12 protein-coding genes are annotated in these 17,578 nt (G+C 74.1%); 6 read left to right on the plus strand and 6 right to left on the minus strand.

What is annotated here, in order from left to right; translation table 11 throughout:
• Positions 1-169: 169 nt before the first annotated feature.
• Entirely contained in the window at positions 170-2,755 is a 2,586-nt protein-coding gene (locus tag IG54_RS0135900) for a helicase C-terminal domain-containing protein (protein ID WP_030794901.1), read from the plus strand.
• A 284-nt stretch (positions 2,756-3,039) separates the two neighbouring features.
• On the plus strand, positions 3,040-5,133 hold the full coding sequence (locus IG54_RS0135905) for a HelD family protein (protein ID WP_030794902.1): 2,094 nt from the start codon (positions 3,040-3,042) through the stop codon (positions 5,131-5,133).
• A 22-nt stretch (positions 5,134-5,155) separates the two neighbouring features.
• Here the strand turns inward: IG54_RS0135905 and IG54_RS0135910 are convergent, their stop codons facing one another.
• From IG54_RS0135910 to IG54_RS0135920, 3 genes are all read right to left on the minus strand, one after another.
• Positions 5,156-5,713: a DUF2165 domain-containing protein gene (locus IG54_RS0135910; protein ID WP_051820417.1), complete on the minus strand. Its 558-nt coding sequence runs from the start codon at positions 5,711-5,713 to the stop codon at positions 5,156-5,158.
• A gap of 184 nt (positions 5,714-5,897) precedes the next feature.
• Positions 5,898-6,587, minus strand: a complete 690-nt coding sequence (locus IG54_RS0135915) for a copper homeostasis protein CutC (protein ID WP_030794908.1) — start codon at positions 6,585-6,587, stop codon at positions 5,898-5,900.
• A gap of 182 nt (positions 6,588-6,769) precedes the next feature.
• Positions 6,770-9,118, minus strand: coding sequence for a heavy metal translocating P-type ATPase (locus IG54_RS0135920; RefSeq protein WP_267883687.1), 2,349 nt, complete (start codon positions 9,116-9,118; stop codon positions 6,770-6,772).
• A gap of 195 nt (positions 9,119-9,313) precedes the next feature.
• On the opposite strand from IG54_RS0135920, the gene IG54_RS0135925 reads away from it, so the two are divergent.
• Positions 9,314-10,300, plus strand: coding sequence for a hypothetical protein (locus tag IG54_RS0135925; RefSeq protein ID WP_030794915.1), 987 nt, complete (start codon positions 9,314-9,316; stop codon positions 10,298-10,300).
• A 47-nt stretch (positions 10,301-10,347) separates the two neighbouring features.
• Here the strand turns inward: IG54_RS0135925 and IG54_RS0135930 are convergent, their stop codons facing one another.
• Entirely contained in the window at positions 10,348-10,983 is a 636-nt protein-coding gene (locus tag IG54_RS0135930; RefSeq protein ID WP_063756306.1) for a CatB-related O-acetyltransferase, read from the minus strand.
• Positions 10,984-11,092: 109 nt separating this feature from the next.
• On the minus strand, positions 11,093-11,776 hold the full coding sequence (locus IG54_RS0135935; RefSeq protein ID WP_030794922.1) for a maleylpyruvate isomerase family mycothiol-dependent enzyme: 684 nt from the start codon (positions 11,774-11,776) through the stop codon (positions 11,093-11,095).
• 87 nt (positions 11,777-11,863) lie between these two features.
• On the opposite strand from IG54_RS0135935, the gene IG54_RS0135940 reads away from it, so the two are divergent.
• Together IG54_RS0135940 and IG54_RS0135945 are read left to right on the plus strand one after the other, a co-directional pair.
• Positions 11,864-12,517: a hypothetical protein gene (locus IG54_RS0135940; protein WP_030794925.1), complete on the plus strand. Its 654-nt coding sequence runs from the start codon at positions 11,864-11,866 to the stop codon at positions 12,515-12,517.
• Positions 12,518-12,589: 72 nt separating this feature from the next.
• Positions 12,590-13,660: a GNAT family N-acetyltransferase gene (locus tag IG54_RS0135945; protein WP_030794928.1), complete on the plus strand. Its 1,071-nt coding sequence runs from the start codon at positions 12,590-12,592 to the stop codon at positions 13,658-13,660.
• A 145-nt stretch (positions 13,661-13,805) separates the two neighbouring features.
• On the opposite strand, the gene IG54_RS38745 is transcribed toward IG54_RS0135945, so the two are convergent.
• On the minus strand, positions 13,806-16,799 hold the full coding sequence (locus IG54_RS38745; protein ID WP_199809641.1) for an AfsR/SARP family transcriptional regulator: 2,994 nt from the start codon (positions 16,797-16,799) through the stop codon (positions 13,806-13,808).
• A gap of 131 nt (positions 16,800-16,930) precedes the next feature.
• Here IG54_RS38745 and IG54_RS0135955 point away from each other — a divergent pair, with 131 nt between their 5' ends.
• Positions 16,931-17,302: a hypothetical protein gene (locus IG54_RS0135955; RefSeq protein ID WP_051820423.1), complete on the plus strand. Its 372-nt coding sequence runs from the start codon at positions 16,931-16,933 to the stop codon at positions 17,300-17,302.
• The last annotated feature ends 276 nt before the right edge of the window (positions 17,303-17,578 follow it).

A 17,578-nucleotide genomic window follows, 5' to 3' on the forward strand; every position in this document is an offset into this window, starting at 1 on the left:
GTTCCCCGCGCCCCTTACGGGGCCACGCTGGGCGCCCCTTCAGGGGCGCGGGGAACTGCGCGCTCAGCCCCCGCGCACCCGCGGACGAGGCACAGGTCAGTCCCCACAAGCCCCGCCCCAGCGCCCCGCAAGCCCCGGCAAGGGGCCGGAACCCGCTAACGTGAGCCGGATGAGCACCGACGAGCCGCCGCACCCCAAGGCCCCCGCCCCCAAGGCGCCGCGCCCCGCGGAGACCCCCCGCTCCCTCGCCGAAGCGCTCCGCTCCCGCGAGGACGACGCCCTCGCTGAGCTGCTCCACGCCCGCCCGGACCTCCTCAGCCCCGTCCCCACCGATCTCACGCAGCTCGCGAGCCGCGCCGGCACCCGGGCCTCCGTGGTCCGCGCCCTGGAGCGGCTCGACCGCTTCACGCAGCAGGTGGCGGAGACCCTGGCGGTGGCCCAGGAGCCGACGACGTACGAGGAAGTGCTCGGGCTCCTCACCGGTGACGAGGGGGACGCCGCCGTCGCGCGGGCCCTGCCGCGCGCCCTCGGCACCCTCCACGAGCAGGCCCTCGTCTGGGGCCCCGACGACCGTCTGCGGCTGGTCCGCACCGCCCGCGAACTCCTCGCCCCCGGCCCCCAGCACCCGTCCCCCACGGGCCTCGGCCCGACCGTCGCCGAGGCCACGGCCGGCATGTCGCCCACCCGCGTCCAGGGCATCGTCGCGGCGGCCGGCCTGCCCACCACGCACGACCCGGTGTCGGCGGTCGGCTCCCTCACCGCCCTGTTCACCGACCGCGCCCGCATGTCGGCCCTCCTGGACGAGGCGCCCGCCGAGTCCGTGGAGGTCCTGTCCCGTCTGGTGTGGGGCCCTCCCTACGGCCAGGTCACCGCCGATCCGGCCCGCCACCTGCGCTGGCTCATGGACCGCGGGCTGCTCCTGCCCACCGCCCCCGGCACGGTCGTACTGCCCCGCGAGGCGGCCCTGCATCTGCGCGCGGGCCGCGCCCACCGCGTGCCCGAGCCGACGCCGCCGCCCGTCGAGGTGGCGCGCGAGCACCGTCCACAGGTTGTGGACGCCACGGCGGCCGGCCAGGCCTACACGGCGCTCGCCACCATCGAGGAGCTGCTCAAGGAGTGGGACGAGGGCGGCCCCGCGGTGCTGCGCGCGGGCGGTCTGAGCGTGCGCGACCTGAAGCGGACGGCGGTGGCGCTCGACCTGCCCGAGCCGACGGCCGCGTTCTGGGTCGAGCTGGCCTACGCGGCGGGTCTGGTGGCCTCCGACGGCGAGGCCGACGAGCGGTACGCGGCGACGCCCGCGTACGACGACTGGCAGGAGCTGCCCGCCCCCGAGCGCTGGGCGGCGCTCGCCGAGGCCTGGCTGGCGGCGACCCGCACGGCGGGCCTGATCGGGGGCCGCGACGGCAAGGACCGCACGCTGTCCGCGCTGGGCCCGCATCTGGACCGCTCGGCGGCGCCCGAGGTACGCCGCCGGGTCCTCGCCCTGCTCGCCGGGCTTCCCGAGGGCGCGTCACCCGACCCCGAGTCACTCCTGGCCCGCCTCCGCTGGGAACGCCCGTCCCCCGCGTCGCGGGACCTCCGCGCCCGCATGGCCCAATGGACGCTGAACGAAGCGGAGTTGTTGGGCGTCACGGGCCGAGGGGCGCTCTCGACGCACGGGCGCGCGCTGCTCGGGCCTTCGGGGGGCGGGGCGGAGGCGGGTGCGGGGGCGGGCCCGGCCGCGCGGGGGACAGCCGACGGGCCCGCGCCCGCGACCGCGCGGGGGACAACCGGCACACCCGACTCCGCCCCCGCCCCCGCGACCGGCGCCGAGCGTGCCCTCGCCACCGCGCGGGCCGCGCGGCTCCTCGCCCCGCTGCTGCCCCAACCGCTCGACCACGTCCTGCTCCAGGCCGACCTGACGGCCGTGGCGCCCGGCCCGCTGGAGCGGCCGCTCGCCGAGGCGCTGGCCGTGCTCGCCGACGTCGAGTCCAAGGGCGGCGCGACCGTCTACCGCTTCACGCCCCATTCCGTACGCCGTGCGCTCGACGCGGGGCAGGCGGCGTCCGATCTGCACGCGTTCCTGGCCGCGCACTCCCGTACGCCGGTCCCGCAGCCCCTCGCGTACTTGATCGACGACGTGGCCCGCAAACACGGCCACCTGCGCATCGGCGCCGCGTCCGCCTACGTGCGCTGCGACGACGAGGCGCTGCTCAACGAGATCCTGGCCGACAAGCGCTCCCAGGGCCTGCGTCTGCGCCGCCTCGCGCCGACCGTGCTCGCCGCGCAGGCGGACCCGGGCACGCTCCTCGAAGGACTGCGCACGATGGGCTTCGCGCCCGCCGCTGAGTCCCCGGAGGGCGATGTCCTGATCACCCGCGCCCACGCCCACCGCACCCCGCCGCGCTCGGCGCCCGAGCCGGTGCCGGACGGGCCTCCGCTGCCCGACGCCACGTTGATCGGCGCGGCGGTGCGGGCGATCCGCGCGGGCGACCTGGCGTCGACCGCGCCCCGCAAGGAGACGCCGCGCACCCCGAGCGGCGGGCTCCCTCGCACGACGTCCGCGGAGACCCTCGCCACGATGCAGGCCGCGGTGATGACGGGGGAGACGGTATGGATCGGCTACGTCAACGCCGAGGGCTCGGCGAGCCAGCGGGTGATCGCCCCGGTTCGGGTCGAGGGTGGCTTCGTCACGGCGTACGACCACACGGCGGACGAGGTCCGCACGTTCCCTCTCCACCGGATCACGGGCGTGGCCGAACTGGCAGACGACTAGCGCCCCGTCAGGGGCGCGGGGAACTGCGCGACCAGCCCCCGCGCGCCCGCACCCGAAGTACCCACCTGAACGGCCGCCCTTCACCCGCGGGCCCGTCGTGGCCGGTCGCGCAGTTCCCCGCGCCCCTTACGGGGCTTCACTCACGCCCCTGAAAATCATTCGCACCCCCACCCGCCCCCCGCCTACGATGCCCCCTTCCCCGGCCTCCCCCGCGGAGCGCCGCCGCCCGGACGGAAACCGGGCGGCAGCACCAGACCACCCCGCTGAACCGCCGGAGGCACCCCGTGCAGGCGCACGATCAGACGACCGACCCCCTCGCCCGTGAGCGGGGGCACCTCGCCGCGTCCCGCTCCGCGTTGCGCGCCATGCGCGCGGACGCCGAGGCCCTGGACATCCGCGATGTCACCGCGAACTGGGTGAACGCCGCCGTCCTGGAGCGCCAGATCGACGAGCGCGTCAAGTCCCTCGCCGACCTCGCCCACACGCCGCTGTTCTTCGGGCGGCTCGACTATCTGCACGCCCCGGGCGCCGAGCAGGCGGAAGGGGCCGGGGGCGAGCAGTTCTACATCGGGCGCCGGCATGTGCACGACGCCGACGGCGACCCGATGGTCATCGACTGGCGCGCGCCGGTCTCCCAGCCGTTCTACCGGGCCTCCAAGAAGGACCCGATGGACATCGCGCTGCGCCGCCGCTTCGGCTACACGGGCGGCGACCTCACCGCGTACGAGGACGAGCACCTCAGCGACCCCGCGGAGGACGAGCGGGCGAGCAAGCTGCTCCAGCGGGAGATCGAGCGGCCGCGCGTCGGGCCGATGCGGGACATCGTCGCCACCATCCAGCCCGAGCAGGACGAGATCGTCCGCGGCGGGCTGGGAGGGAGCGTGTGCGTGCAGGGCGGGCCCGGCACGGGGAAGACCGCCGTCGGCCTCCACCGTGTCGCCTACCTCCTCTACGCCCACCGCGAGCGGCTGGCCCGCACCGGCACGCTCGTCATCGGGCCCAACGCCTCCTTCCTGCACTACATCGAGCAAGTGCTGCCCGCGCTGGGCGAGTTGGAGGTCAAGCAGGCCACGGTCGACGACCTCGTCGCCCATGTGGAGGTGCGCGGTGCGGACGACTCCGCCGCCGCCCTCGTCAAGGGTGACGCCCGCATGGCGCGGGTGCTGCGCGCGGCCGTACGCTCACACGTCACGCTGCCGACCGAGCCGGTCGTGGTCGTACGCGGCTCCCGGCGCTGGCGGGTACCCGCGTATGAACTGGAGGAGATCGTACGGGAGTTGCTGGCGCGGGACATCCGCTACGGCGCCGCCCGCGACGCGCTGCCGCAGCGCATCGCCCACGCCGTCCTCGTCCGCATGGAGCAGGCGGGCGAGGCCCCGGACGACCGGGTGCAGGACGCCGTCGCGCGCAACGCCGCGGTGAAGGCGGCCGTGAAGGCCATCTGGCCGCCGGTCGACCCCGCGAAGCTGGTGCTGCGGCTGCTGTCCGACGCCCAGTTCCTCGCCGCGCACGCCGAGGGTGTGCTGAGTGAGGACGAGCAGAAGGCCATCTTGTGGACGAGGCCCGCGCGCGGCGTGAAGTCCGCCAAGTGGTCAGCCGCGGACGCCGTGTTGATCGACGAGGCCACCGATCTCGTCTCGCGCACGCACTCCCTCGGGCATGTCGTGCTCGACGAGGCGCAGGACCTCTCCCCCATGCAGTACCGCGCGGTGGGGCGGCGCTGCACGACCGGCTCGGCGACCGTGCTGGGCGACCTCGCGCAGGGCACGACACCCTGGGCGACCCGCAGTTGGGCCGAGGCGCTCGGTCACCTCGGCAAGGCGGACGCGGTCGTGGAGGAGCTGACGGCCGGTTTCCGCGTGCCGCGCGAGGTCATCGCGTACGCGTCGAGGCTGCTGCCCGACATCGCGCCGGGCCTGACGGAGGTCGCCTCGGTCCGCGAGTCGCCGGGTTCGCTGGCGGTGCGGCGGGTGAGGGGGCGGGGCGCACCCGCCCCGGACGCGCCCGACCTGGACGCGCCCCACCTGGACGCGGCCTGCCTGGAGGCGTGTGCGGAGTCGCTGCGGCAGGAGGGATCCATCGGCCTCATCGCCGCGGACGCCCGCATCCCCGCGCTGGCGAAGGCGCTGACGGCGGCCGGGGTCACGTACCTCTCCCCCGGCGAGGAGACGACACCGGACACCCGCCTCACGCTCGTACCGGCGTCCCTCGCGAAGGGTCTGGAGTACGACTACGTGGTACTCGACGAGCCCGCCGCCGTGGTCGACGGCGAGCCCGACGAGCGGACGGGCCTGCGCCGCCTGTACGTGGCGCTGACCCGTGCCGTCTCCGGCCTGATCGTCGTCCACTCGGCACCGCTGCCGCCGCAACTGGCCTAGGGCCTGATCCGCCGGACAGGCCCTAGGGCGCGGACACGCCCGAGAGCTTCTCCGCTTCCTTGGGGCCGTCCGCCGGGGCGGCGGTGGACGGCAGGTGGTTCACGATCAGCACGATGCCCGCGAGCGTCACGACGCGGATCGCCGCGTCCAGGCCGTTCCAGTTCTTGGACTGCCACATGGCGAACCACTCGCCGCCCACCCCGATGAACCCCGCCCCGAAGAGGAGCAGGATCATCAACAGTCCGATAGTCCCGAGGCGTTGGGCGCGCGCGAACCCCGTGCGGCGCCGCAGCGCCGCGCCCCACAGGGCCGTCGCCGCGATGAGGACCAGCGCGGCGACGCTCTCCCACACGATGATCGCGATGTACGCGGCGTCCTGGAGCGCGGTGGACTCCACCGCGCGCCACATCAGGTCGTCGTCCTTGAAGGTGGTGTCCATCGCGAGGACATGGCGTACGAATTGCTGGTTGGTGCCGAAGTCGGTGATGTTCCCGAACGCGACGAGCGCGATGTAGAGCGCGACGGTCCCGGTGAGCAGCGCGGCCGCGACGGGTTGCGTACGACGTGCGTGTGCGGTCATTGAGGTCCCCTCCTTGTCCGGCCCAGTTGTATCGCGAGCCCCACCGAGGCGCCCCGTCAGGGGCGCGGGGAACTGCGCGAGCAACCCCCGCGAGCCCGCACACGCAAACCCTCCCGAATCCGCGGTCCGTCGTGGCTGGTCGCGCAGTTCCCCGGGCCCCTGAGGGGGCTATCCCCGCCGCCCCCTATCCCTCCAGGGCCTCCCGCCACTGCGCGACGGCCGCCGAGGAGACCTGGCCCGACCATCCGTCGGGCCTCGCCGCGCCGCCGATGTGGAACGCGTCGATCCCCGCCGCCCGAAGCCGCGGCAAGTGGTCGAGGCGGAGGCCGCCGCCCACCAGGAGTTGGGGGTCGTAGGCGGGCTCCCCCCGGCGGGCCGCCTCGGCGAGCAGTGTCGGCAGGCCCTCGTCGACTCCGCCCGGGGCGCCCGCGGTGAGGTACGTGTCCAGGCCGGGCAGGTCCGCGAGCTGCTTGCGCAGGGCGTCGCGGTCGGCGGCCCGGTCGATCGCCCGGTGGAAGGTCCAGCGGCAGCCGTCGAGGGCGGCCAGCACGGTCTCGACCGCGCCGAGGTCGGGGGCGCCCGCCTCGTCGAGGAAGCCGAGGACGAACTCGTCGGCGCCCTCGCTCCTGAGTTCGCGGGCGCGGCGGACGAGCGCGTCGACGTCGCCCGCGGCGAACCCGTCGGCCAGCCGCAGCATGACGCGCAGCGGGATGTCGACGCGGGCGCGGATCGCGGCGAAGGTCTCCCGCGAGGGGGTCAGGCCGTCCGCGGCCATGTCGGTCACCAGCTCGAGGCGGTCCGCGCCTCCGGCCTGGGCGGCGACGGCGTCCTCGGCGTCGAGGGCGATCACCTCCAGGACTGCACGCTTGCTCATGGATGTCTCTTCCTTCTCGTCGAGGTTCCGGAGTTCCGGAGTTCCGGAGTTCCGGAGTTCCGGAGTTCCGGAGTTCCGGCCCACACAGGTCTAGTCCAATTGTCGGCCAGCCTACGCGCAGAACACCCCGGCGCGAGCCGAGTAGCTCGCACCGGGGTGCGTCGGATGAGCGGACGGAACGCTCACGCCAGCGGCTTGAACCCCCTCAGCCGCAGGCTGTTGCCGACCACGAAGACCGAGGAGAAGGCCATCGCGGCCCCCGCGATCATCGGGTTGAGCAGCCCGGACGCGGCCAGCGGCAGCGCGCCCACGTTGTAGGCGAAGGCCCAGAAGAGGTTCGTCCTGATCGTGCCCAGGGTGCGGCGCGAGAGCCTGATCGCGTCCGCCGCCGCCCGCAGGTCACCTCGTACGAGCGTCAGGTCCCCCGCCTCGATCGCGGCGTCCGTCCCCGTGCCCATCGCGAGGCCCAGGTCGGCCTGGGCGAGGGCCGCGGCGTCGTTCACGCCGTCGCCGACCATGGCGACCGAGCGGCCCTCGGCCTGGAGCCGCTTGACCACGTCGACCTTGTCCTGCGGCATGACCTCCGCGATCACGTGCTCCGGGGAGATGCCGACCTCCGCGGCCACCGATGCCGCGACCGCCTTGTTGTCGCCGGTCAGGAGGATGGGGGTCAGGCCGAGCGCCCGCAGCCGCCGGATCGCCTCGGCGCTGGTGTCCTTCACCGCGTCGGCGACCTCCAGGACCGCGCGGGCCTCACCGTCCCAGGCGACCGCGATGGCCGTACGTCCGGCTGCCTCGGCGTCGGCCTTGGCGCGCTCCAGCTCCACCGGGAGGCGGATCTCCCACTCGGCCAGCAGCGATTCCCGGCCGACCAGGACCGCGTGGCCCTCGACGATGCCCTGCACTCCGCGGCCCGGCACGTTCGCGAAGTCCTCGGGGACGGGCAGCGTGCCCACCTCGGCGGCCGCTCCGGCGGCGACCGCCTGGGCGATGGGGTGTTCGGAGGAGTGTTCCAGGGCGCCGGCCAGGCGCAGCACGTCGGCGGCCGAGGTTCCGGGAGCGGTGCGGGTGGCGAGCAGGGTCATCTTGCCGGTGGTGACGGTGCCGGTCTTGTCCAGGACGATGGTGTCGACCTTGCGGGTGGACTCCAGGACCTCCGGGCCCTTGATCAGGATGCCGAGCTGGGCGCCGCGTCCGGTGCCGACCATGAGGGCGGTCGGGGTGGCGAGGCCGAGGGCGCAGGGGCAGGCGATGATCAGTACGGCGACGGCCGCGGTGAAGGCGGCGGTGAGGCCCGCGCCGTTGCCGAGCCAGAAGCCGAGGGTGGCGAGCGCCAGGCCGATGACGACCGGCACGAAGACCGCGGAGATCCTGTCGGCGAGCCGCTGGGCGGCCGCCTTGCCGTTCTGCGCGTCCTCCACCAGCTTGGCCATGCGGGCGAGCTGGGTATCGGCGCCGACGCGGGTGGCCTCGACGACGAGGCGGCCGCCGATGTTGAGGGTGGCTCCGGTGACGGAGTCGCCCTCGCCGGTCTCCACGGGCACGGACTCGCCGGTGAGCATGGAGGCGTCCACGGCCGAGGCGCCCTCGATGACCTTGCCGTCGGTGGCGATCTTCTCGCCGGGCCGGACCAGGAAGCGGTCGCCGACCCTCAAGTCGCCCACGGGGACGGTCTCCTCGCGCCCCCCGTCGCGCAGCACGGTGACGTCCTTGGCGCCGAGCTGGAGCAGCGCATTGAGGGCGGCCCCGGCCTTCCTCTTGGAGCGGGCCTCGAAGTAGCGCCCGGCGAGGATGAAGGCGGTGACGCCCGCCGCGGCCTCCAAGTAGATGTTCCCCGCGCCGTCGCTGCGGGCGATGGTGAGTTCGAAGGGGTGGGTCATGCCCGGGGTGCCCGCGGTGCCGAGGAACAGGGCCCACAGCGACCAGAGGAACGCCGCCGAGGTGCCGACGGAGATCAGCGTGTCCATGGTGGCCGCGCCGTGCCGGGCGTTGGTGAAGGCCGCCTTGTGGAAGGGCCACGCGGCGTAGGTCACGACGGGCGCGGCGAGGGTGAGGGAGAGCCACTGCCAGTACTCGAACTGGAGGGCGGGGACCATCGCCATCGCGATGACGGGTACCGAGAGCAGCACGGCGGTGATGAGCCGCTCGCGGAGCGGCCGCAGGGCCTCGTCGGCCCGCCGCGCCTCGTCCTCGTCGCCGCCCGACGGCGCGCTCTCGCCCCGGAGGTCCCGGACGTCCCGTACGGGCGTGGGCTCCTGGGCCGTGTAACCGGTGGCCTCGACGGTCGCGATCAGGTCCTGTACGGAGACGTCCTCGCCGCGGTAGCTGACCTTGGCCTTCTCGGTGGCGTAGTTGACGGTCGCCTCGACGCCGTCCATGCGGTTGAGCTTCTTCTCGATCCGGGCGGCGCACGAGGCGCAGGTCATGCCACCGATGGCGAGTTCCACCTCTGCGGTGGAAGCCACCTCGGGGGCGCCCGGAGTGGCGCCGGGCGCGGCGCCGGCAGTGGTGCCTGGAGTAGTGGTGGACATGTCCGCGGGCTCCTCGTGACGAGTGGTCCCGATACCCGGTGCGGGTACCGCTGACGAGATCCATTTATACCCCTGGGGGGTATCGAACGCAAGGACGCCTCCGGCTTGACTTCATACCCCTAGGGGGTATCTTCGAAGGCATCGAGGCCAGCTGGCCGAAGCAGCCGCCGGCCAGGGATCACTCAGGGAGTCGTCATGAACACCGGGCTGAAGATCACCGCATTCGCCACCGCCGTCGCCGCGACCTTCGGTACCGCGTACGGAGTGGGCAAGGTCGTCGACCCCGTCACGGACCGGGCGCCCACGGCTCAGCACGGTGAACACGACGGCGAACGCAAGGGGGAGCACGACGGCGGACACGGGAAGGAAGGCGCCGCCCCCGGCGGCCTCCAGATCTCCGAGCGCGGCTACACCCTGGACCTGAAGACCTCGCGGCTCGACGCGGACCGCGAGGAAGAGCTGCGCTTCGCCGTCGTCAGGGAGTCCACGGGCCGGAACGTCACCGCGTACCAGCGGGAGCACGACAAGGAGCTGCACCTCATCGTCGCCTCACGCGACCTGACTACCTACCGCCATCTGCACCCGGTCCGCGCGGCGGACGGCACCTGGTCCACCCCGGTCGACCTCCCCGAGGCGGGCGGCTACCGCGTCTTCGCCGACTTCCGCCCCGAGGGCGCGAAGGAGGCCCTGACACTCGGCGCGGACCTCGCGGTGGCGGGGAAGTCCACGCCGAGGGAACTGCCCGCGCACAGCACGACGGCGAAGGTGGACGGTTACGACGTGACGCTGAAGGGCGAGCTGAAGACGGGCGCGGGCGGCGACCTCACCCTGGACGTGGCGAGGAACGGCAAGCCGGTGACCGACCTCCAGCCCTACCTGGGCGCCTACGGCCACCTGGTGGCCCTGCGCTCCGGCGACCTCGCCTACCTCCACGTCCACCCGAACGGCGAGCCCGGCGACGGCACGACCAAGGCGGGCCCCGGCATCTCCTTCACGACGACGGCACCGAGCAAGGGCGCGTACCGCCTGTTCCTGGACTTCAAGCACGAGGGGAAGGTGCGCACGGCGGCGTTCACGGTGCATGCGGGCGGCGCCGGGCACGCGGAGAAGGGCAGTGACGGGCACGCCGAGAAGGACGGCACCGGGCACGCGGAAAAGGGCGACGACGGCCACCAGCACTGACCGTCACCGCCCCTGCCACCCGCCCCCGTTACCCGGGGCCCCGAAGGTCAGTCCCCCTCCAGGACAGGCGCGTTCGAGCCCACACCCGGCGCCACCGCCGCCAACTCCTCCACACTGCCCGACATGACAGCCCGCACATGCTGGGTCAGATGCTCGATCGGCCAGTCCCACCAGGCGAGTTCGAGCAGCCGCGCGATGTCCTCGTCGCCGAAGCGGCGCCGGATGAGCCGGGCCGGGTTGCCGCCGACGATGCCGTAGTCCGGCACGTCGTCGACGACCACCGAGCCCGAGGCGATGACCGCTCCGTGCCCGATCCTGACGCCCGGCATGACCGTGGCGCGGTAGCCGAACCAGACGTCGTGGCCGACGACGGTATCCCCGCGCCCCGGCAACCCGGTGATCAGGTCGAAGTGCTCGCTCCACGACCCGCCCATGATCGGGAAGGGGAACGTCGAGGCCCCGTCCATCCGGTGGTTGGCGCCGTTCATGATGAACCGCACGTGCTCCCCCAGGGCACAGAACTTCCCGATCACCAGCCGCTCGGGGCCGTAGTGGTAGAGGACGTTGCGGGTCTCGAAGGCGGTCGGGTCGTCGGGGTCGTCGTAGTACGAGAAGTCGCCGACCTCGATCAGCGGTGAGGTGACGAGCGGCTTGAGCAGGACGACGCGTTCCTGGCCGGGCATGGGATGCAGCACGTTCGGGTCGGCGGGCACGAGGGGGGTACCGGGTGAGGTACCGGGCGGGGTGCCGGGTGAGGTACCGGGTTCGGAGGTCATCCCCCCATGATCCACGTCAGTCGAACAGGCCCAACTCCTTTTCCGTGGCGCCCGCCAGCTCGTATCGCGTCCCCGTCAGCGGCCGCCCCGCGCAGATCCGGATGAGGGTGGGGGCATCGCCGATGTAGCGGGCCGGGGGCCGCCGGCCGTCCGTGGCGCCGAGGACCAGCGGCTCGTCCCAGCCGTCCACGTCGGCGTGGACCGCGAGGCCGGGCGCCGCCGCGCTGAACGGCGACCGGCTGTGCTGCCCGAGGAGTGGCAGCGCGTCCGTGAGCCCGGCACCGGCGTACGCCCCCGGCTTCCCCCACGCCTCGCGTACGTCACCGGCGTGCACCCACTCGCCGAGCGCGATGCCGTCCAGGCGCCCCTTGGCGGCGGCCATGATGGGCCCGACCTCGGACATGCGCTGCTCCAGCTCGTCCACGACACGGGAGTTCGACCGGTCGGCGCGCTCGGCGATGTCCCTTTCGTTGCTCTCCGGGCTGAAGACGCCCTCGCCGTAGCGGCTCTCCACGACCCGCGTCAGCACGGAGGCGCAGTGCGCGATCACATGCCGCACGGTCCAGCCGGGACAGCAGGTGCGGACCGCGAACGCCTCGTCGGGCGCGGACCTCAACAGGGGGATCAGAAGGTCGCGTTCGGCCCGCAGAAGCCGTCCGGCGCGCTCAGGTTCGTACGTCTCTTCGAGTGCAGTCGTCATACCGGAACCCAACCGCCCGACACCCGCACCTGGCAACGGCCGGGCAGGACAGATCGTCCCCGGCGGACGATTGATTACGCTCGCCCCATGGCCCACGACGAGAACCACGAGCTGCGGGAGCGCTGGCTCAGCACGCTGCTGCGCGCCCGGGACACCGACCGTTGCGTCTACGACCCGTACCGGTTCGCCGACAACCTGCTCGCCCGCTGGGCCGAACCCCAGCGCCGCTATCACACGACCGCCCACCTCACGGCGGTCCTGGACCACATCGACGTACTTGAGGACCACGCCGACGACCCCGAACTGGTGCGGCTCGCGGCCTGGTTCCACGACGCGGTGTACGCGCCCGACCGCTCCGAGAACGAGGAGCGCTCGGCCCGCCTGGCGGAGCGGGCCCTCCCCGAAGCGGGCCTGTCCGACCGGCAAACGGCCGAGGTGGCGCGCCTGGTCCGCCTCACCCTCACCCACGACCCCGCCGACGGCGACCACAACGGCGAGGCGCTGTGCGACGCCGACCTGGCGATCCTGGCGGCCGCCCCGGACGCGTACGCGGCCTACGCCGCGGCCGTCCGCGAGGAGTACGGCTTCGTGCCGGACGAGGCGTTCCGCGCGGGCCGCGCGGACGTGCTGCGCCAACTCCTCGCCCTTCCCCGCCTGTTCAGGACCCCGCACGGGTCGGCGAACTGGGAGGGCCCGGCGCGCGAGAACCTCACGACGGAGCTGGCCCTGCTGGACGCCTGAGCCCCCCCCGCCCTCCCCCTCCAGCCCTGAAATCCCGGGGCGCTCCCGCCCGTCTGCCCGTACTCTCTGCGCATGCTGCTCATGGGTGGGGACAGAATCGACGAGGCCGTCGCGCACGCGGCGCGGGTGCTGCGTAAGGCGGTGGACCGCGACTGGGAGGTCAAGGCGGGCGGGCTCGAATGGAGCTGCCTCAAGACGGCGGAGCACATCGCGAGCGATTTCGTCGCGTACGCCGGGCAGCTGACGGGGCGGGCCACCGACGGCTGGGTCCCCTTCGAGATCACGCTCGACGAGGGCACGGACCCGGAGGGCGCGATCCACGTGATCGAGGCGACCGGCCGCCTGCTCGCGGCGACGGTCCGCACGACACCCCGCGGCGTCCGCGGCTTCCACCCCTACCCCTGCGGCAGCGCGGACGCGACGGGCTTCGCCGCGATGGGCGTCGCCGAGGTGCTTCTCCATACGTACGACATCTGCGAGGCGCTCGGCGTCGACGCGGAGCCGCCCGCGGAACTGTGCGGGGCGGTGCTCGGGCACCTCTTCCCGCACGTGCCGCCCACGGGGGGCACGCCGTGGCAGGTCCTGCTGTGGGCCACGGGCCGCGGTGAACTGCCGGGCCGCGCGCGGCTCCCCTCCTGGCGCTGGCACAACTCCCTCTCCCTGCCGGCCGGACCGCTCGCGCTGCGCGAGGTGACCCCCGCGGCCGCCGCGGATCTCGCCGCGGGCGGCACGGGCGGGCTGACGTGGGTCGAGGGCGGCCCCTTCGACGGCACGCGGGGCGCCTCGGGGAAGCTGGCGAAGGCGTACGCCGACGGGGTGCTCCGCCCCGAGTGGGGCGTGTACGCGCTGGTCCGCACCGAGGACGAGCTGGCCGTAGGCGCCATGGGCTTCCACGGCCCGCCGGACGACGAGGGATGCGTGGAGATCGGGTACGACCTGGCGGAGGCGGCGCGGGGTCGTGGCTATGCCACGACGGCGCTGCGGTCCCTCGCCGAGTGGGCGTTGTCCCGCCCCGAGGTCACGTCGCTGCTGGCACGGGTGGACCCGGGAAACACGGCATCCGCGGCGGTCCTGAACCGAACGGGCTTCACCCGCCTGCCGAACCGGGACGACACGCACGTATACGGCTTACGCCTAAGCTGAACGGACCCGCCCCGCAAGGGGCGCGAGGGGTGAGGCGCCCCGCAAGGGGCGCGGGGAGCAAGGCGCCCCGTAAGGGGCGCGGGGAACGGCGCGAGCAACCACAACAAAGCCGCGGGCAGCTAGACCCGGCGAGGCAAGCCCCCCCTCACCGCCCTCCCAGGGCAAGCCGCACCGGCTCCCGACTCCCCGCCCCCTCCGCGAACGCGGAGGCATAAGCCCCCTCACCAAGAACCCCCCGCACAAGGCGCTCCGCCAGAACATGCGCGTCGTGCAGCGGCTTGAGCCCCCCGAGCGCGACGCCCGTCGTCCGCAGAAGCCGCGCCGCCGCCCCGAAGAGGCGAGCCGCATGAGCGTGGTCGCCGGTCGCGGTGGCCGCCCACGCCATCGCCTCCACCCCCCACACCGGCCCCCACCGGTCCCCGATGCCCCGCTGCCGCCGCAGCGAGTCACGGAAGAGGCCGACCGCCCGGTGCGGGTCACCGTGGCGCAGCTCCGCCAGGCCCATCCCCCACAGCCCCCAGGAGTGCGCCCAGCCCGCACCGTGCGCGGCGGCCTCCGTCACGTACTCCCGGCCGGCCGCCAGCGCGTGCTCCCGCTCGCCGAGGAACGCCGCCGCCATGGCCCACATCATGCTCGCCATGTGGGCGTCGCCCACCAGGCCCGCGGCCCGGAACCGGTCCCGGGCCCGCGCGAGGAGCGCCACGGCCGCCGGGTCGCCGTGGGCGAGGAAGGCGAAGGCGCCCTCCATGTACGCGAGTACGCCCAGCGTCTCGCCGTCCGTGGCGCCCTCGCCGAGCCGTACGGCCCCGGCCAGGAAGCGTTCCGCGGCGGGCTGGTCCCCCTGGCACAGGGCGATCCACGCGGCGAGCGCGAGGCCGCCGACCCGCAGCGGGACGGGGGCGTCCGGCGCCAGGTCAAGGGCGCGGGTCAGCCACAGCCGCCCCTCTCCGAGCGAGCTGCTGAAGAACCAGTAGCGCGTACGCGTCAGATTCGCGGCGATCGCGAGACCGGCCGCCGCGTCGCCCTCGCCCGAGACGCTGAAGTCCAGCGCGGCCCGTAGGTTCGGCGTCTCCAGGCGGAGCCGGGACAGCCACGCCACCTCGTCGGGACCGCACCACCGCGCGGCCGCCCGCGCGGCCATGTCCCCGTAGTACGCGCAGTGCCGCCGCCGCAGCGGCACCTCGCGGCCCAGCTCCCCGAGCCTGCTCTGCCCGTACTGGCGCAGGGTCTCCAGCATTCTGTACCGGGCCCGGGAGCCGGTCGTGTCGACGGTGAGGACGGACTTGTGCGCCAGCGCGGCCAGGACGTCCACGACATCCTCGCGGGGGACATCCACGGCATCATCCTCCCGGGGGACATCCACGACTTCCTCCCAGGGCCTGTCCGCGCCGGGGCACACCGCCTCGGCCGCCGCGAGGTCGAAGCCGCCGGAGAAGACGGACACCCCCGCCCACAGCCGCCGTTCGCGCTCGTCGCACAGGTCGTGGCTCCAGTCGACGACGCCGCGCAGGGTGCGCTGGTGGCGGCGCCCCGTCCGCGCCGCCCCCGGCTGGGCCGCCCCCGTGTCCGACAGGAGCCGGAACCGGTCGTCGAGGCGTTCCAGGATCTCCTCCGCCGAGAGCGTGCCGAGCCGCACCGCGGCCAGCTCGATCGCCAGCGGAATGCCGTCGAGACGGCGGCACAGCCGCCCCACGGCGTCCTGGTTGCGCGCGGTGATCCGGAAGTGCGGGGCGCACGCCTCGGCGCGGTCGGCGAGCAGCCGCACGGCCTCGCTGCGCTCCAGTGTCGGCGGCTCGCCCCGGTCCGTGGGAACGGCCAGCGGCGGTACGGGCAGCAGGTACTCCCCCGGAACCCGCAGCCCCTGTCGGCTCGTGGCCAGTACGCGCAGCCCCGGGGCCGCGCACAGCAGGGTGCCGAGGAGGTGGGCGGCGGCCTCGGCGACATGCTCGCAGTTGTCGAGGACGAGCAGCAGCCGGCGTTCCCTCAAGTGTTCGATGAGCACTTCCGTGCCGGGGCGCAGGGACTGATCGGGGATGCCGAGCGCGTCGGCGACCACGCGGTCGAGGAGGCCCGGATCGGTCAGCGGTGCGAGGTCGGCGAGCCAGGCGCCGTGCGGGTACGCCCAGGAGGCCTCGGCGGCCGTACGCAGCGCGAGCCGCGTCTTGCCGACCCCGCCCGGCCCGGTGAGCGTGACGAGGCGGGCGCCGTCCAGGAGTTTGCGGGTCTTCCTGAGCATGGCCTCGCGGCCGACGAACGTCGTCGTCTCGGCGGGCAGATTGCCCTCCGTCCGCGGCCCGTGGGGCGAGTCGGGCGGCGCCGGGGCGGCCAGGGCGGGGTCGGCGGTGAGGATCTGCTGGTGCAGCCGCCACAGCTCGGCGCCCGGGTCGACGCCCAGTTCGTCGAGGAGCAGCGCGCGGACGGTGCTGTAGCAGTCCAGGGCCTCGCCCTGGCGGCCCGCGCGGTAGAGGGCCAGCATCCGCTGTGCCCAGAAGCGCTCCTGCAACGGGTGCGCGGCGGTCAGTTCGCGCAGCCGCGGCAGGACGTCCGCGTGCCGGCCGAGACGGAAGTCGGCGTCGGTGAGCAGCTCCAGGGCGCTCAGGCGACGTTCGTTCAGCGCGGGGACGACTTCTTGGCGCAGCCGCTCGGAGGGCACGTCCGACAGCGGTTCGCCGCGCCACAGCGCCAGCGCCTCGCCCAGCAGCGCCGAGGCCCGCTCGGCGGCGCGGGCGGTCTCGGCGGTGCGGGGGATCTCGGCGGCGCGCGGGATCCCCGCGACCCGTGCCGCGTCGACGAGGGCGTCGAAACGGTGCAGGTCGAGGGCGTCTTCGGGTACGTCGATGGCGTACCCCTGCGCGCAGGTGCGGATGGGGCCTCGGGCGGAGCCGCCCAGGGTGCGGCGTGCCCTGAGTACGTAGTTCTGGAGGGCGTTGCGGGCGCCGTCCGGCGGCTCGTCCCACAGCCGGGCGATCAGGGTGTCGACGGGGACGACCCTGTTGGCGTCGACCAGCAGTGCGGCGAGCAGGGCCCGCTGCTTGGCTGCCCGCACCGCCACGGGCCTGCCGTCGCGGACCACTTCGAGCGGCCCGAGGATCTTGTACTCGAACTTCTCGGACTCCGTGTCCCCCACCCCAACAGTCACGTTCCGTCATGTTTCCATCACCTGGGGTGAGTGTCGAGTGACTGTCGAGTGACCGGCGTGACAGGCCTGCTTGGAAGCATTCGGAGCGACGGAAAGCAGTTCCACTCGCTTCAGAACAGGGAGACCGAACCATGAACAAGCCTCGCCGCTCCACCCGCTCCACCCGCTCCACCCGGGGTGCCCTCAAGCTCGTGACCCTGGCGGCCGCTGTGGCGCTGCCGGTGGCGGGCCTCGCGCCGAGCGCGGCGGCGACCCCGTCGCAGGAGGCGTCCGCGGCCGCCAACATCCTCACGTGCCACACGGATACGGACGGGAGGTGGGGTCACGCGCACTGCAAGAACAACACCAACGTGGTGAAGGCCTTCCGGGTCACGGTGGTCTGCGGCGTCTGGCCCGACACGTCCGGCCCGTGGAAGACCCTGAGGCCGGGCCAGTCCGACGTGTCGAGCGCCCGCTGCAACGGCGGCACGGGGGTGGGGAGCGTCGGCTGGCAGGAGGGCTGAGTCCGCCCCGCCTCTCGGCGGGCAGAGCCACTCTTCTGCTCTCCGGCGCGGCTGACGGGCCCCGCCTCGGCGGCGGGCGGAGCGACAGCACGCCCTCCAGCGGGGCCAACCGGCCCCGCCCCTCGGCGGGCAGAACCACACCACCGCCCACCAGCGCGGCCAACCGGCCCCGCCCCTTCGGCGGGCGGAGCCACTCCCTCGGCTCCCCCGTCGCAGGGGCTCCGCCCCACGGCAGACAGAGCCGCAGCGCGGGCTCCCCCTGCCTCACCGCGCGGC

It is taken from the genome of Streptomyces sp. NRRL S-920 (assembly GCF_000717945.1).
Lineage (GTDB): Bacteria > Actinomycetota > Actinomycetes > Streptomycetales > Streptomycetaceae > Streptomyces > Streptomyces alboniger.

Bases quoted from the DNA above. Each gene is read 5' to 3' on its own strand.
- IG54_RS0135920 (WP_267883687.1), bottom strand. From the start codon at position 9,118: ATGTCCACCACTACTCCAGGCACCACTGCCGGCGCCGCGCCCGGCGCC.
- IG54_RS0135915 (WP_030794908.1), bottom strand. From the start codon at position 6,587: ATGAGCAAGCGTGCAGTCCTGGAGGTGATCGCCCTCGACGCCGAGGAC.
- IG54_RS0135945 (WP_030794928.1), top strand. From the start codon at position 12,590: ATGCTGCTCATGGGTGGGGACAGAATCGACGAGGCCGTCGCGCACGCG.
- IG54_RS0135935 (WP_030794922.1), bottom strand. From the start codon at position 11,776: ATGACGACTGCACTCGAAGAGACGTACGAACCTGAGCGCGCCGGACGG.
- IG54_RS0135910 (WP_051820417.1), bottom strand. From the start codon at position 5,713: ATGACCGCACACGCACGTCGTACGCAACCCGTCGCGGCCGCGCTGCTC.
- IG54_RS0135930 (WP_063756306.1), bottom strand. From the start codon at position 10,983: ATGCCCGGCCAGGAACGCGTCGTCCTGCTCAAGCCGCTCGTCACCTCA.
- IG54_RS0135955 (WP_051820423.1), top strand. From the start codon at position 16,931: ATGAACAAGCCTCGCCGCTCCACCCGCTCCACCCGCTCCACCCGGGGT.
- IG54_RS0135925 (WP_030794915.1), top strand. From the start codon at position 9,314: ATGAACACCGGGCTGAAGATCACCGCATTCGCCACCGCCGTCGCCGCG.
- IG54_RS0135940 (WP_030794925.1), top strand. From the start codon at position 11,864: ATGGCCCACGACGAGAACCACGAGCTGCGGGAGCGCTGGCTCAGCACG.
- IG54_RS0135900 (WP_030794901.1), top strand. From the start codon at position 170: ATGAGCACCGACGAGCCGCCGCACCCCAAGGCCCCCGCCCCCAAGGCG.